Annotated in this window: 10 protein-coding genes; 6 read left to right on the top strand and 4 right to left on the bottom strand. The window is 66.7% G+C overall.

All coding sequences use genetic code 11. The features are described 5' to 3' along the window. From JJL56_RS33380 to JJL56_RS26285, 5 genes are all read left to right on the top strand, one after another. Positions 1-5781, top strand: a complete 5781-nt coding sequence (locus JJL56_RS33380; protein ID WP_247891266.1) for a hypothetical protein — start codon at positions 1-3, stop codon at positions 5779-5781. Between the two features lie 6 nt (positions 5782-5787). Next, on the top strand, positions 5788-6270 hold the full coding sequence (locus JJL56_RS26270; RefSeq protein ID WP_114858943.1) for a hypothetical protein: 483 nt from the start codon (positions 5788-5790) through the stop codon (positions 6268-6270). Positions 6271-6318: 48 nt separating this feature from the next. Beyond that, a complete protein-coding gene (locus tag JJL56_RS26275; RefSeq protein ID WP_200486883.1) occupies positions 6319-8829 on the top strand; it encodes a type IV secretory system conjugative DNA transfer family protein in 2511 nt (836 codons plus the stop codon). Positions 8830-8884: 55 nt separating this feature from the next. Continuing rightward, positions 8885-10165 (top strand): hypothetical protein, encoded by a 1281-nt coding sequence (locus tag JJL56_RS26280; RefSeq protein ID WP_200486884.1) that lies wholly within the window; start codon positions 8885-8887, stop codon positions 10163-10165. A gap of 144 nt (positions 10166-10309) precedes the next feature. Further along, positions 10310-10543, top strand: a complete 234-nt coding sequence (locus JJL56_RS26285) for a hypothetical protein (RefSeq protein ID WP_137118929.1) — start codon at positions 10310-10312, stop codon at positions 10541-10543. Positions 10544-10682: 139 nt separating this feature from the next. On the opposite strand, the gene JJL56_RS26290 is transcribed toward JJL56_RS26285, so the two are convergent. The 3 genes from JJL56_RS26290 to JJL56_RS26300 all read right to left on the bottom strand — a co-directional run bounded on the left by JJL56_RS26290 (position 10683) and on the right by JJL56_RS26300 (position 12818). Beyond that, positions 10683-11003: a hypothetical protein gene (locus JJL56_RS26290; protein ID WP_247891267.1), complete on the bottom strand. Its 321-nt coding sequence runs from the start codon at positions 11001-11003 to the stop codon at positions 10683-10685. 373 nt (positions 11004-11376) lie between these two features. Beyond that, a complete protein-coding gene (locus tag JJL56_RS26295) occupies positions 11377-12252 on the bottom strand; it encodes an Ntn hydrolase family protein (RefSeq protein ID WP_200486885.1) in 876 nt (291 codons plus the stop codon). 179 nt (positions 12253-12431) lie between these two features. After that, entirely contained in the window at positions 12432-12818 is a 387-nt protein-coding gene (locus JJL56_RS26300; RefSeq protein WP_425599150.1) for an HU family DNA-binding protein, read from the bottom strand. Between the two features lie 1223 nt (positions 12819-14041). Between JJL56_RS26300 and JJL56_RS26305 the strand changes: the two genes are divergently transcribed. After that, positions 14042-15370 (top strand): replication initiation protein, encoded by a 1329-nt coding sequence (locus tag JJL56_RS26305; RefSeq protein WP_200486886.1) that lies wholly within the window; start codon positions 14042-14044, stop codon positions 15368-15370. A gap of 75 nt (positions 15371-15445) precedes the next feature. Here JJL56_RS26305 and JJL56_RS26310 read toward each other — a convergent pair whose 3' ends face one another. Further along, positions 15446-16099 (bottom strand): class I SAM-dependent methyltransferase, encoded by a 654-nt coding sequence (locus tag JJL56_RS26310; RefSeq protein ID WP_200486887.1) that lies wholly within the window; start codon positions 16097-16099, stop codon positions 15446-15448. Positions 16100-16145: the final 46 nt, after the last annotated feature.

Raw genomic sequence — 16145 nt, forward strand, 5'->3', positions numbered from 1 at the left:
ATGGAGACCAGGACGGCGCCGGGCGCCGCGGCGGCGCGGTGGCGGCCGGCGGCGGCGGTCCGCTTCACCACGCCGGAGGGGCGCACCGAGGAGGCCGCCGGCATGGTGATGGAGGGCACCCCCCTGGCCGTCGCCCGACGGGCCGGGCTGAAGCGCAACGGCGTCCCCCTCGATCCCTGGATGGTGACGGCCGGGGGACGCGTCGTCGGCCGGCAGAAGACCCGGCAGGCCGCCCGCCTCTTCGCGGAGCGCGCGGCTCCGCTGGCCGACTGGACGTCGCTGCCGGACAGCCCGCCCGACCGCCTGTGGCTGGCCCGCGACGGGCAGCCGCTCGACCGTCTGCTGGCCCGCCTGTCCGTCGCCGTCGCGGCCGGCGACCTCGCCGCCTTCGACGCGGACCAGCAGGAGCTGCGGGAAGCTCTGGAGTTCGCCGCCGCTCTCCCCCCTGTGGATGAGGACGCCCCATGGGCGAGGCTCGTGGAGATTCCCGGCCCCCGCTGGCTCCTGGTCGGCCGCGACGTCGAGCGGCTCGACCGGGCTCTCGGCCTACCGGACGGCGGCGGGCGCGGGGTGTGGCTCGCCGGCCGCCATGGGGACCTCGCCTTTCTCGGCGGCGACCGGGTTCCGGCGCTGGTCATGGACCGGTTCGGCGCGGCGGCGGCCTACGCCGCCCTCCGCAACAGCGGGGCAGCGGTGCGGCGCCTGCGCTGGAGTCACGGCGACCTGACCCCAGTCTTCCCCGCCGAGCGGCGCGCCGTTATCGATGTCGCCGGGAACCGGCTGACCGCCGTCCTGGATGCCGAGCACCGCACGGTGACCCTGCAGGCCGATCCCGACCGGCCCTCCCCCCTCTGCGACCCGCTGGCCCCGGACTGCCGCCGCGACGATTGGACCGTCGGCGGCCTCGCGGTGCCCGACCGGCCGGAGACCGGGCGCGACGCGGCGCAGGCCGCGCTGAGCGCGCCGCTGCGCTTCCCGATCACGGTCACCATCGGTGGCCGGCCGCAGGAATTGATCGCCCGCATCGCCAGTTCCGATCCGCCGCCGGCGGCCCGCCTGTGTTCGCCGCTCGACGAGCTGCGCCTCGAACGGCCCGACGGCCGGCCCTTCGAACGCGGCACGGAGTTCCGCCGGCTGTCCTCCGGCATCCGCTACCACCCCGACCCGCTGGCGCGGCTGGCCGAGGTCGCCCGCGCCCGCGCCCAGGACGTGCTCGACGAGCGCTGGAGGCGGTCGCAGAGGGTGCTGAAGCGCATCGACAAGGCGGCGGGGTCGCGCAGCGCCTTTGCGCGGGCTCTGTCCCGCGCCCTCGGCGCCCGGACCGTCCTGGAACTGCGCAACGAGGCGGTCAGCCTCGCCGGCTTCTGGGGCGGGGAGACGTCCGCCGGCGCCGATCTCGCCAAGGCGGCCGGGCGTATGCAGAAGCGCATCGACGCGGCGGGGATCGCCGACACGCGGCTGGAGGAAGCGCGCGGAGCCGCCGCCCGCACCGTCGCAAGGCGACCGCCGCTCGCGGAGAGGCCGGAGATCCGCGCGCTCTTCCATCCGGAGATGCCCGCCTACCCGGACCCGGACCGGGTGAACCGTGCCGTCGAGGCCCTGCGCCCGGTGATCGCGAAGCGCCGTCCAGAACGGCGGCAGGACGGCGGGACGGATGACCCCCAGTACAGTCTCGGATGGAGGAGTGCGCGGATCTCCGGGCCGTCAGTCGCATTCAGTCTGGGTGTCGTTCCACGCCTTCCGCCCCAACTCCTCTCCTACCGCCGCCAACCCGAACCGCCCATTCCAGATCGCATCCCCGTTCCTGGTGAGATTGTTTTCGTCGAGGGAGCCGGCCGGAAGTGGCTTTACCGTGCGGTGACGCCAGGAGCGGCCGTCGGATCATGGGTCAATCCCGACGCGGCGTACCAGGCGCAGCAAAATCTCCTGGCCACCGCGCTGCGTCCGTTAGCGTCATCCTGCCTACCGACCGATCTTGCCGAAGGGCGTGTCCATGTGGCCGGGGCGATCGTTGCCAAGGTCGGCGGTGCCGGCGGGCCGATCGAGCCGCTTTCCGGGCTCACCGCGCCGTTGCGATCCGGCGACGGTTCGGTCCATCATCACGCGTTCGTCGCGATGACGGACGCCAACCCCGCAAACGCCCTCTTTCATGAGTCCGTCCATGTCAACCTCCGGGAAGGCCGCCTCTCCGCCGACGAATTCCTTCCGTTCTGCGATCCCGAATCTTGCCGACTTGGAGCGGAGCGATTCGGATTCGCCGGATACCCCGTTCGAAGATTCGCTGAGGAACTTGCCGCACACGCGCATGCTGAAGCCGCAGCAGGGCCCGCTGGCCGCACCCCCGTTGCCTGGCGGTCCGCGGGTGACGACGTCCGTGGTGTCCGGGGAGCTGCCCTACGTGATCACCTTGTAGCGGATCTCGCTCTTCCGGACCGAACTTCCGCCGTTCTCCAGGCCCTGGCCGACGGGACCGTCGGTGCCCGCCCGGCGGTTCCGGAGGTCCGGGATCTCTGGCTGCGCGAGATGGGACAGCGCGGGGGTGCGGCCGACCCGGCGATTCTCCGTGCCGATGAGGTGATCGGACCACCGCCTGCCCTCAGGCAATACAGCGTTGCCGGCGGCCGGGACGCGCCCCTGTCCCCCGCCGACCGCGACGCCCTCCAGGCGCTCTCTCGTCATCTCTCAGGTGCCGGCCTGTCGTGGGGTTTCGCCCTCCCCGGCGCCGCCCCCCGCGGCCGCCGCATCTTCACCGATAAAACCTACAGCGCCGCGGTCGGCGAAGTGCGGCTCCGGCCCACACCGGACGGCGCCTACGCGGCGGAGGCTCTGCCCTGGACCGCGCCGGCCGGCCGTCTCGAGCAGGGCGAGCCCGGCAAACAACCCGCGCATCCGGCCATGGAGAAAGCCGTGGCCGCCGCCGCATCCTTCGCCGGCGGTGCTGCGATGCCGCCGGTCCGCGTCCTCGATGAAGGAGACGCGCTCGGCAACGTTCCGCCCTGGCAGCTGTCCAGGGGCGAGTACGTCGCCCGCCGGTTGCCGGACTTGGCGGATCTCGATCTCCAGGCCATCGACCCGCGGTTGGTCAAGCCGCTCGCCCGCCGCCACGCCGCCGCCGTGTTCGACGCCGTCGCCCGGGGCGAGCCGGTTCCGGACCGCGTGCTCGCCGGGCACCCGGTGCTCGTGCAGATGGACGCCGCGGCGCGCGTGGTGGCCCCGGACGACCGCGCGCGGCCGGTCAACGAGCCGGAGCCCGGTGAGGACTGGACGGCCCGGCCCGCGGTCCTGGCGGTGTCCGGTCCGGACGGATGGGAGAAGGTGACCCTGACGGTCGAGGCCCGGGGCCCCTTCGCGGTCCATCGCCCCGTCGACCTCCGCATCGTCGGTTGGAGCCTGGCCGGCGGACCGGACCTGGACGCCGCCGCCTTGCGGAACGCTGCCGCGGCCGCCCGCGGACGGTCGGATGCGGTGGACGGCGCCATGCGCCGCTACGAGGCCACCGCGCTCGCCGAGGCCCTGGACCGCATCGCCGCGGACATGGATGGGGGAACGGCTTATCGGTCCGCCGCCGCCCGGGAGATCGCCCGCGCGCGCGGTGCGATGCCGCGCGCCGACCTCGCGGCGGCGCTCGGCGGCCGCGCGGCGCCGCTGACCGAGACGCGGACGTCGGGCCGCGGCTGGGTGGTGTCCCATTTGCCGACCGGCCTGCCCCTCGTCACGGCCGCTCACGCCGTTCCGACGAAGAACGAATGCCGGAGGGTCGTGGACGCCATCGGGACGGGCTGGCCCTGGCCGGAGGTCACCTTCGGCCGCCTGCCCGATCTGCTGCGCAGTCCCGCCTACCGCGCCGCCGCCGACCGCTGGGGCGAGGCCGGTGCGGCGATCCTTGCCGTCGGGCAGGCCCGCAAAGCCGTGCGGCAGGCCCAGGCCGTCGTGATCAAGGCGCAGACCATCCTGGTCCAAGTTCAGGACAAGGAAACCGCCGCTATCGAGAAGCGGAACGGCATCCTGGGCTATGCCCCATCTGCCGACATTCCTGCTGCGGGACTTCGTCAATATGCTATGAGATCGGATGCTATGGACGCGCAAAGCGGTCCGGTGCGTGCTATCCGGCAGGATGAGGCCTGTGGTAAATTGCTGTCTGTCCGGGACCGAGACACGGGCGCCGGACTTGCCTTGGAGACTCATCGGATGTCCACACTGACCGCCGCCACCGTCGCGGAACCCTCGCTTTTGCCCGAGCCCTTGTCCGGCAAGAGCTTTCCCCTCTCCGATCCGGCCCTGCGCGCCGCCTACGCCGACGCGGCCCAGACGGCGGCTGATGGCGATGAAGGAGCGCTGACCGTCGCCCGTTTCGCGCAGGGCGACGACGTCGCATTGTTCGCCGCCGGGGTCGCGGCGGACGAACTGCGCGCCCTTGCGCGGATCGCCAACCTTCCCCTGGCCGATCATGGGCCCGAAGGCGTCGCCGTCCCGGTCTCTGCCCTGCCCGTCCTGCGCGGGTTCAGCGCGGTCCCGATCGTCGAGGCCGATCTGACCGCCACCGCGGAGTCGCGGAACTGGTCGCGCGCCGCGCTTGCCGGCGCCGGTGCCGCCGTTGGAGTGGCGGCCGCGGCCGGAGCCGTCCACCTCGCCGGCCGCGACAATGTTCCGGCGCCGCTCGCCGCGGCCGAAGCCGTCGATGAACCGATCCGGAACGCGCGCGAGCTGGCCGAAGCCGCGCTCGCCGATGCCGGCCAGATCGCCGAACGGCTGACCCGGAACGCGGCCGACGTCGGCGCGTCCCTCGCCGAAACCCGCCGGATGATCGAGGAGGCGTTGGCCGGCACCGCGCCATCCGCTGCGGTCGGCCTGCCCGCCGTCACGGCCGAATCGCCCAAGGTCGATCCGTCTGACCTGGCCAGGGTCAGCGAGGCCGAAGCCGCGATCCGGGATGGCAGCGTCGGCGCGTTGCTGACTCCGGCCGACCCTGCTGAACCGCAGACCGTCGCGGACATACTGGCCCGAATCGACGCAGTGCGGGCCGGGATCGCCGCTCCCGTCCAGGAAGTGCCCGAGTCCGCACCGGTGGAAACCGGCCCACTCCTGGCCGGAGTGATCGCCGAAGTGGACGCCAGGGCCACCGAGACGATCCGAAGCGCGCTCGAGCCCGGCAACGGTGGGACGGGCTGGTACGAGGGCGCCCTCGACGCCGCGCGCGCCGTGGCGGACAGCATCGGCGGTCTGCAGTTCTCGACCGGTGCCGGGAAGTCGTCCGCCTCCACCCCGGCACCCGCGGCGATCCAGCCCTTCTACGCCCGCAACGACGAGCAAGGCCTTGCCGAGGCCCGCGTCCGCGCGCAGGGCATCCCGTCGGACGACCTTGCGAACCGGGCCGCCGTGACCGCGGCCCTGCTGGTCCGCCGCGAGGCCGACCCGGCTGCCAACCCGGCGACGCTGGAGGCGCTGCGCGCCGGCAAGGCGGTGCTTGAGGAAGAGGTCCGGCGCCGCGAGGCGGGGCTTCAGGCGATCCAGCCCTTCTTCGTCGCCGAGGGCGAGGCCGGCCGCAACGAAGCGGTTCTGCGCGCCAGCCGAATCCCGGCTCCCGATCTGGCGTACCGGCTGGCCATGACCAAGGCCATGCTGGCCGCCAAACCGTCGGAGGCGGGAGGCTCGGCCGGTGTGCGCGGCTCGCTGGAGCGCGGCGTGGCGGTCCTTGAAGGCGAAACGTCGCGCCGGGCCGCTCTCGACCGGCCTCAGGACATCACCAGGAAGCCGACGAGGCGTGGGGGGATGGAAAGATGATGCGTCATGCGACCTGACCAGCGATCCGGCGGCGGCCCGCCGCCTGCGGTCGACGCGAACGCGCTGCTGGAGCGGATGCGCCTCGAGGCTCCCTTCACCTACGGGTCCGGGCTCATCCACGCCTACACCGCCATCCGCAACCGCGGCGAGGACCCCTATCCGGTCCGCGAACGCCTCGCGGCGCATGTGCGCCAGTTGGAGGAGGAAGGCAAGATCCGCCCGAAGGGCGGCCGCCAGGACCCCACGCCGCTGGAGCAATACGCCGACACCGTCGACGCGATGCGCGCCCACGTCGATGCCATGGCGCGCCTTCCCAAAGGCTCCCAGGCCTACATCGACGAGGGCAAGCTGTTCCGGGCGGCGGAGATCAACCTGAAGCGTGTCCACATGACGATGCTCGAGGAGGCCAACCGGCGCGAAACCCCTGTTCAGGGGGCGGCGCCGGCGGCGCGGCAGAGGCGCTCGGCGCGCGGCGGCGCCGAGCGCTGAGGACGCCGGTGCTCGATTTCCCGACCATGCCGCCGTCACACTGGCGGCATGGTCGAAGAAATCGAACGTCAGAAAGCGATCGCCTGGTTCGTCATGAGCGCCCTGATCGGCCTTCTGGCCGCGGCGGCGCTCCTGACCTGCGCCTTCCCGCTCTACAAGCTGTTCAACGGGCTCGACTTCTCCCGGTCGACAGCGACCTGGCCGGCGCTGGGTGCGCTGCACGATCCGGGCTGGCGGCCCGGTTTCTCTCTCCGCTGGCTGCGCGACACCGGGGCCTACTACGCCATCGGGCTCTGGCAATACCCGACCCTCTGGGCCAAGCCCCTGTGGGTGCTGCTCGTGCAGGCGCCCCTGGAGGTCTGGGGCATGCCGCACTGGAGCGTGATGGTGTCCCTGGCCGCTGGGCTCCTCGTGGCGCTGCGCGTGGCGGAGCGTTGCCCTTACGAGCTGCAGCGCAAGAGTCACGGCAGCGCCCGTTTCGCCACCGACCGCGACATCCGGAAGGCCGCCTGGGATGCCAAGGACCGCTACGTCAAGAAGCGCGGGCTCTACTCGCCGACGGGCATCGTGCTGGGACGGGCACCAAACGGCCGCCTGCTGCGGATGCCGGAGACGCTGTCGGCGATCCTCATCGCGCCGCCCGGCTCCGGAAAATCCGCCGGCATCATCCTCCCCAACCTGCTGGCCGACTGGCCCGAATACCAGCCGATCCTGGGCTTCGAGACCTTCGGCTGGGCGCTGGGGCGCAAGACCTACTGCCCGAAGCCCACCTTCGTGGTCAACGATCCTAAGGGGGAACTGTACGCCAAGTCCCTCAAATGGCTGATCAAGGCCGGCTACAAGGTCATCAAGCTGAGCCTCGGATCGATGGACGGCGACCGCTGGAACCCGCTGGGGTTCGACAGCCTTCCCGGCGGCCGCGAGGTGCCGCGGACCCGCACCCGCATCCTCGACGCCCTGGGGCGGGTCTACGCCGATCCCATCCGCGCCCTGGAGATCCTGATGGTCGAGGTCCGCGACCGGACGGACTGGGTCGCCGCTCTGGGAGCCGACCCGACGCTCGGCGGCCGCCTGGTGATCCGCGATGAGGTGATCGCGCTCGAAGCCAACGCCCTTGCCACCTGGACGTCGCCGGCCCGCGCCACTCTGAAGGACGTGCTGGGCGACATCATGAAGCTGTTCACCTGGCAGGCGCAGCGCGAGCAGTACGTCAAGCGTCTGGCGACCATGGCCATCGACGAGAAGATCGAGCCGCATTGGCGCGACAAGGGCCGGGCGGCCCTCCAGGGCTTCTCGCTGTTCACCATTTACCGCTGCGAGGCCGATCCCCAGCTCGGCGAGCCGTCCTTCGGTCGCCTCATCGACTTCATGACGGAGGCGACGAAGAACTTCCAACCCGATCCCACCGCCGGCGAGGACCAGGACGCGGTCGCCTCCATGCTCCAGGCCTGGATCGCCGAGGCCGAGCAGCGGGGCTACCCGGCGCGCGTCATCACCGAGCTGGCCTCGCTGTCCCGCACGCCGTCGAAGGAGCGCGGGTCCGTTCTGTCGACCATGGAAGGCGGCATCGACATCTTCAAGGTGGCCACCGTGCGCAGCCGCACGTCGGCCTCCGATTTCGGGCTGGACGAGCTGCGCTTCTCCAAGAAGCCCGTGGCTCTGTTCATCGTGACGCCGCTGGAAGACGCCGTGGCGCTCGGCAAGATCACCGGCATGTTCTTCGAGAGCAGTGCTGCGCGTTTCATCAGTCAGGACGAGAAGGACATCAAAACCAAGGGTCGCCCGATCATCTACCTCGCCGACGAGTTCTGGACCCTGCCCACCGGTATGGAGAGCTTCCTGCAGATCCCGGCGCTCGGTCGCGGCCAGTGGGTGCAGCTCCTGCTGGTCGGCCAGAGCTACGGCCAGATCGCGCTCAAGATCAACAAGGAGGCCGTCGGCATCCTCAAATCGGCGGTCGGCGCGCAGATCCTCCTGCAGCAGAACGACAGCGAGACCGCGGAAGCCGTCAGCAAGGCGGTCGGCAACTACACGGCGATCACCGCCAACGTCAGCCAGACGGAGGGCGCCGGCAAGGAGGTCAAGATGTTCCAGTGGAACACCTCGCGGTCGGCCACCGGGCTTCCGCTCCTGCCCGCGCAGCGGCTGCTCACCATGCGCAAGCTGGAAGAGCAGTACGTCCTCTATCAGGGCATGATGAGCCGGCCGATCGAATGTTCGTCACCGGCGTGGTTCAACGACCCGGTGATGACCGAGCGGCTTACCGGCGAGCGGCCCGGCGGCCTCGCCCGGTTCGGCCGGTTCGTCGCGGCTATGCTGCCGCGCACCGCCTCTCCGGCCCCGCTGGTCGGCGCCGCGCGCACCGACGACGAGTTCGAGCGCGCCGCCGCCGCCGCGATCGCGGCCGCGGTGGCCGCCCAGGAGCAGAAGGTGGCCAACCAGAACGCCGTCCTGGGCCAGGCTCCGGCCGGCGCCGCGCCCCCCTCCCAAGGCTCGACCTTCCAACCCGCGAGCGGCGCCGACTTCGTCGCCGGCGACGATCAGAGCAAGGCCGCGTGACCCTGCTCATCCCACAACGCCGGCGTCACGCCGGCACGCCACCTGAGGACCTCCCATGCTGCTGATGCCCCCTGTGACGGTTCCCCCTCCCGTCCCCGCCTACCACGCCGAAGCGCCGCCTCGCCCCCAGCTCATCCGCGTCGCCGGAGGGCAACTCTGCGTGCCGCCAGGCCAAGCGCTCACGCGTGACATGCTCGATGCTTCACAGAGCGACGCCGACCGGGCGAGCACCACCCACATCAAGAGGCGCCTTGCGCAATTGCCGTCCGGAGCCGAGGTCGTGGCCGGCGCCGACCGTACAGGGACCGCCGTCTACATCGATCGCTTTGCCATGCTCAAAGCCGCTGGTGTCGCAGCCGCCTATGTACCGTCGGTAAACGCGGTGCTGCTGGACCCCCAGACCCCGCCGGACGACGCGGTGCATTATCTCGGCCATGAATTCGATCACGCGCGCCGCCGTGGGCCGGCAACCGACCCACGGTTGGCGGCGTTCCCGACAGAAGATCGCGTCGTCGTCGGCATGCCTCGCGAGCGTTTCGCCGCGGAAATGGTCCGCGAGGAGTCTCAGGTGCACGCCCGCCAGGTTGCTCTGCTCGTCGAGCTGGCCGAGCGTGGCCGCCCCGCCCCTCTCGCCGGTCTGGTCCGGAACGGCGCGGACGGTTCCCGTCCGCTGTGGGCTGAAGCGGTCGATACCTACAAGACGGAGATGGCCAGGAGTCGCGATCCGGAGAGGGCGCGCGAAGTGACGGCCGACCGCATCGCTGCCGACCCGCATTTCAGCGGAGCTTATTCCGAGTTCGCGCGCGTTCAGTGGGAAGGCGCCCAAACCCGTTGCGCGGCGATCGGCGCGCAATCCATGAACGATGCCCCCGTCGGCGTCACGTCGGTCAGCTTCACACCGCAGACCAACTATGCCCAGCCTTCCGGCGGCCGCAGCCCAATCGGCGGCGGGCCCGTCCCAGAGTCGTACACACCCGCACCGCCCCAGCCTTCACGCAGCTACACCGAGCTTCCCGGGATAGGGTTGCCCGAGGTCGCCCGCCTTCCGGTCGCCGCCGCATCGGCGGACGAGCGCCGTCGTCTTGCCGCCGAACTCAGCGTCAGTTCGGACGCCGTGCTGACCCAGCGAGCGCTTGTCACGCAGGCGACCCGCCGAGAGTTGATGTCCGGAAACGCCCGGCCCATCGATCAGATCGCCGCACTCGACGGCGGGTTGGACATACTGCGCCAGGTTGCCCGCGGCCGTGGCCTCGATGTCCCTGTTCTCCCTCCCGCGTCGCGTGACAATGTCCAGCGGATGGGGCCAGGTCTTCGAACCGGCGGCCTCGAACTCTGACCATAGCTTCGGCCGATCGAATGTTCGTCGCCGGCTCGGTTCGATTTCCGTTGCGATGCACCAGGTATCGCTGTTTGGTGATGGCCTCCGCAGTCTGGTTTGCCCGTTGTCGCTCAAAGCGCATACTTCAGGGAGTAGGATACCATGCAGCCGATCGCCGGGAATTCTGAGACCGAAGCTTCGTCGGCACCCCCGTTCGACAACGGCACGGCCGCGGCCGATACGCCCCTTGCCCGCATGGCCGAGCCGAGGAGACGGCCATCCATCAATGTGGCGAAGATTGTAAAGGTGACGCCGGAGATGGTGCGGAACTTCAAGCCGGTGGACGTCACGCATCGTTTCTTCGGGCCTGATAAGCTTCAGAAGCCCCAGCCGTAGGCAAACTTCCTGCCGCCGCCGACCTTGAACGATCGGAGCCGACGGTTAGCCTGCTGAGGACGCCAAGCCCGCAGTCGTGTGTCCGACGCCGCGAGGAGTTCTCCAGCGCCGGACTAATTGCTATGGTCTGGAGGAAGGTTCAGCACCAACCGCTTCCCGAGCCGGAATCGCACAGCAAACCAGGAGAGCCATCCGCCGGGGTTGCCGACCGAATGGAGTTCCGCAGTGTGCGCAAGGTCGCCATTGCCAGTCCATCCTGTGGCAACGCCTTGGCCATCCGTTCCAGCTCGGTCGTGAACACGCCGCGATACGGTATGCTCCAGCATGAGATCGCGTGATGCCGATCATGATCGTTCATGTTCAGCAGCCTGACGGCTTCCAGCGTCCAACAGTCTATGGGAGCGACGCGCACGAATGCCGCCAGCCCTTCGGGAAGCCGGGAACTCACGCGTCCATGCATTGGCCTGTCTCCGCTCCGGTCTGGCTGCGCGCTGCAGCGCGGCTTCACTCCGATCATTCTACGGGAAGGCTGGAACCGATTTCGCGCACCGGCGGGCCCGGCTTCGTCGCGGTGGCCGTGAGCACCCATAAAGGCCGGCAAACGGCAGCGATGGCGACGCGCACGGCGGGTGCGATGTGGGCATTGGATGGATCTGGTACATGGCAGTTTCTCCCGACTGGGCTCAAAAGGTGCCCTGTCGCCGCCACGAGGGATGATGTCCATCATTTGGGCATCACACCGTCAGACCGCGAGGCTTTCGACAAAGCAAGGTGCTCAAAGCACCCCTTGGTCGCCATATAAAACCTACATATGGGGGTTGTCGGCCTTATTTCTAATAAAGCCGCACAACCATCGCCTCCATTGCAACTTGTAGCGCATTAATCCGGCCATGAGTAATATTGCTAAGGCCGAGATAAGCGAACGCCTTTTTAGGATCAGAACTAGCCACGCTGCAGACTCGGAAGGGCCCATTCCCACAGTAGCCGACCTGAAGCTCACCACCCACGGCTGGATCATCGCTGCCAAAAGGATTCAGCTCATTATCCATAATATGACTCGGAACAATTCCATAATAATCATTCTCATTATTACTGTCGTTTGTCGCGCTTTTCAGTTTATTTAAAAAGCTATCTTTCCCAGAACCGATGACGACAATTTTCTTTGGAACATCGAACAAGTGCTCTATGCGTTTTGACTTTACCGTTTTAACTGACGCAGGACCGTAAGGCTGATCGAACCAGCACTGCAGTTCAAAGACATGCTTGCGCTCAGTGCCGCGGTCGTAACCAAACAAAATGATACTTGTCTGTCCAGGATCGTTATCAACTTTTAAGTAGTCTTCGAAATAAGCCTTCATGAATTTCAGAGCGATTTCCGCTATACCATCGAGACTTGGTAAGGCTTGGGTAGTGGCATGCAGCTGATACAGCATAGCTGATAGCCGCGAGTAGACAGCGTAGCAAATATTCACATGACCAGCAAAAGCATAACCAAATGTATGGAAAAAATAGGAAGTCGGAGGGGTGCCGTCTGGGCGGCGGTGCCAGCACACTACGTGTAGAGGTAAAATTTTTGGGGCTTGGTCAGTTGAAACCTTTTCCCCACTCGTTATCCGTGAGTCGGAGGCAACGCACAAATGCAATCCATCTGCCCCCCGATCTTCGCCATCCGTTAAGTCATCTCTCATCCAAAGGCAAACTACCGTCATTTTGACCTCCTAGAAAAATATTCACACTGATATTAGCGTCAGTGATTCTTCAATTTTGCGCACATTATGCTGGGGCAGCCCATAGTAGATACGTTCACGGCCTTGTATAACGTTTATGCTGCCTACGTGAGAGCTACCGGAACTTTGTCAAGGCGGAGTGAAGAAGTAGCGTCCCAGGATCAGACAGCTTCGGCGTTGACGGCGTCCTTGAGGGCTTTGCCGGCGGAGAACTTCGGTGCCTTGGAAGCGGCGATCTTGATCTCCGCACCGGTCTGCGGGTTGCGGCCCGTGCGCTCGCCGCGCTCGGCGATCTCGAACTGGCCGAAGCCCGGCAGCTTGACCGTCTCCCCCTTGACCAGCGCGTCCTGCAGGCTCTCCAGAACCGCGTCCAGCGCCTTGCCGGCGTCGGCCTTCGTGCCGCCCAGCTTGCCGGCGATCGCGTCGATGAGGTCGGCCTTCGTCATTTCTTGCCCCTTAATGTGCGAAAGAAGCCGGTGTGATCCCCTCCGGCTTTTCGAAAATGAGTTAACGCGACCGGCACCGTCCGCGCAACAGGGACCTATCACAGGGCCGCGTGGCTGCTTTCAGCCGGCTTGGGCTGTGGAGGCTTGGTCCGCCGCTACCGACCGAGCCTGATCTGCCCCCACCCCGACTGACCGCAACCTTGACAACGCATGCGGTCTGGCAGGGTGGTCAGCGGATCGTCCGGCCCGGCAAGCCCGCGCCGGCACAATTCCACGACGTCGATCGCACGCTGCCGGTGACAAGCCCGGCAGTGGGCGACGACGGTGCATGCCGGTTCGCCAACGGCACCGAGGTGAAGGTGGTAATAAGGCGCAGGAGGCGCTCCGATGGTCCGGTAGCGGATGCTCTCAGCGCCATGCAGCGGACAGGCGCTTTCCGCCATGGCCCGCATGACGGAACAGTTCGGGCCGTATCGGCACATGAGCGCGACGACGTCCAGCGGCCCGCTCCAGTCGCAGGATAGGCAGAAAAGGTCGACAGAGGCCGTGATCCGCAACGTGTCGCGAATCCGCATGGTCGGAAACGGTATCAAACCCATCCTGCTCCTCCGCCCCGCGCTCGACCTGGGTTCGCAAGGCTACAATGGGAACAGAAATAGAACAAGCAATGGGCTGGTTTCCCAAAGCAGCTCCCGCTGGGAGGCGCTTTGATCCTTACCGCTTGGGGGCCAGCCTCTCCTATCCTTACCGCTCGGGGGGGCAAAGGGCCAGCCAGGTCGACGCGATCCTTACCGCTTGGGGGCGAGGGGCTGCGCGGCGCGCATTGACCTGTCAGGACTTGGGCTTCCGACGAGGCGCTTAAAGCGCCATCCTTACGTCTTGGGGGCATTGCTTTGTCATACGGCCCCCAAGACGTAAGGGTAGAACCATCCGGCCAAAGAAGCACGGCAGGCCATGGTCCCCCAGCTGGTAAGGATCTTGGGGCTGAGTCGCTGTCGGTAAGGCCTGTGTGCCGATCAGAGCCTCAGAATGATGTCGGAGCACCTCCCACATCCCGTCTCGACAAACGTCATTTTTGATCTGTTCGGATTCAAAAGAGATTCGTAACCCTGAAACCCCACGGATTCTGGCGAGTCGCGCGCTGTGATCCTTACGGATCGGGGGCACATCGCTTACTTGGCGGGGGCGGTTGCCACACCCCCCGGGGCGTAAGGGAATGCCCCCAAGACGTAAGGATGGCGAATTCTTGATCCGGAAATCCTTTCCTTACTTGTTATCGACGTAAGGATTGACCTACCATTGCCCGACCGACAGGAAGGACGGGCATGCCGAAAGCGCGACGCACCAAGGACCTGCACACGCCGGAAGCCCCTCGGACGGAGTCCGGCGGTCCGTCCATGTTGATCGTCGAACCTGGCAGCCTTGACGGCAAAACGATCATCGATGCAATCCCCGAGCCTGGGTCCGGCTCCGCACATTCCGCTCTTGCCGTTTCGGGCGAAGCGTCTGTTCCGACCGAGGTGGGACTGACGGCGCGTGTCGCAAGCGCCACCTTCGAGCGCGATGGCTACAAGCATCTGATCAAGGCGGCGGAAGCCGTTTACAGCTATCCCGCAAACGGCGCGCGATTGTCGCTGCCGGCGCAGAAGATGCTGAACTTCATGATTCATCTGGCAGGAAGCCAGAATTTCGCGAACAGACTGTACCGACTGCCCAAACGGGTGGTCCGTGGCAACCACAAGGGCAATGAGCGGATCTTCGATGCGTTGAAGGAAATTTTCGACTCAAGCCTTGTTGTCATCGGTCCATTTCGTGGGCGCCGATCCCGTGCGGAGTTGCGGATACTGAGCAGCTACGTCCGTCCGGAAGAGGAGGACGACACCGACGCCGCTGACATCCATTTTCAATTCACCGACGCCTTCCTGGAGATCCAGCGCACCTCGCAACTGTGGGCCAAGTTGTCCGGTCCGGCGATGGTCAAGGTGACCAGCACCTATGCGCTGAAGCTCTACGAAATCGGAATGCAGCGCTACCAGATGGACTACCCGTCGCTGGAGTTGGACATCGACACTCTGCGTAAACTTCTGAACGTACCGGACGGCGCCTACAAAGATTTTGGCATTCTGCGTACACGCACCATCGACCGCGCCATCGCGGAGGTCGACCATCTCGCTCCCTTCCGGGTCAGCATGCCCGAGGACAAGATCAAACGGCGCGGGCGAAAAATCGAAGCCGTGACGTTGGACTTTGCCGCCAAGGACGAAGAGGAGGTGGTGGAAACCTTCCTGGAGCGTGAGCGGCACAGCGCCGGTCGGCGCGCCCGCCGAAGTGGAACCGTCGAACGTCTGGCCATCCCGGCAACGATCGAGCCGGGGCCGCTCCCCGATGCGGACGATGTGAACGCCTTGTGGGCCGCCGCCCTGCACGCGCTGAAGGGAAAGGTGCCGGCGCCGCTGCTCAACGAGCTGACGCCGTTGCGGGTTGAGGACGTCGCGCATGGCGTCCGCCGTCTGGTCCTCCAGACGCGCACTGCCGCGACGGCAGACGCGGCGGGCATGAATCACTGGCCGACCATCAAATCGGCCCTGTCATCCTTGACGATGGGGCTGATTGCGGATGTGGCGTTCGAGGCAGCGGCACGCCGCGGCAAGTAAGGATCGGGGATGCTGTCAGGGCGCCGAAGACTTGCCGCACACGTTTTCCTGTTTCCAAGAGACATGGGCTTAAAATTAAGGTACTTTCCACGCCCACAGGGCATCCATGCCGTACTCGAGATCGTAACCAAGTCGATCGTGTACGGCCGCCCTAACCGTGGTCCAGTCGATGTCGTGTCCGAAAATCCACCCGCCAGATCTGATCTTTGGTAGCCAAGCGTCTATATCCGAGATTACTCCGTTATAGCTGTGGTCGGCATCGACGAACACCATGTCCACACTGCAGGTGTTGAAGAGTGCGGCGGCGGTGACCGTTTCCATGCGAAACACATGCGCTCGGCCGGGGTGACCGGACGCAATGGCTTGCACCTTGGCCAAGTGATCTTCGTGCGGCCATTCGGCCCAATCCTCAGGCGCGCCGGCCGCTGCTTCCGGCGCGGGTGCCCAGCGGTCGATACCATAAACCTTGGCCGCCGGGCATTGCTCCAAGAGACGTTCGAAGGTTTCCCCCCGCCACACACCAAGCTCCACAATGACGCGAAGATCAAACTCATTCGCGAAGCGAGCCAGCGTTTCACCCCTATGTACCCAAGGGCGACCGTGGACCATGCAGGTTTCGATGAGGTGTGGCGGGAAGTCGAACGTGAGCTTTGGGGTGGGATACGGGTAACCTACTTGTTGGGCAATCGATTCATCGATCGAAATGTATGATTTTTCATATATTGCCATTTGCTTGTTCCATTACTTGTCCGACAGGATGTAAGAAGGCGTACAG

The organism is Azospirillum aestuarii, assembly GCF_016632405.1.
GTDB lineage: Bacteria > Pseudomonadota > Alphaproteobacteria > Azospirillales > Azospirillaceae > Azospirillum > Azospirillum aestuarii.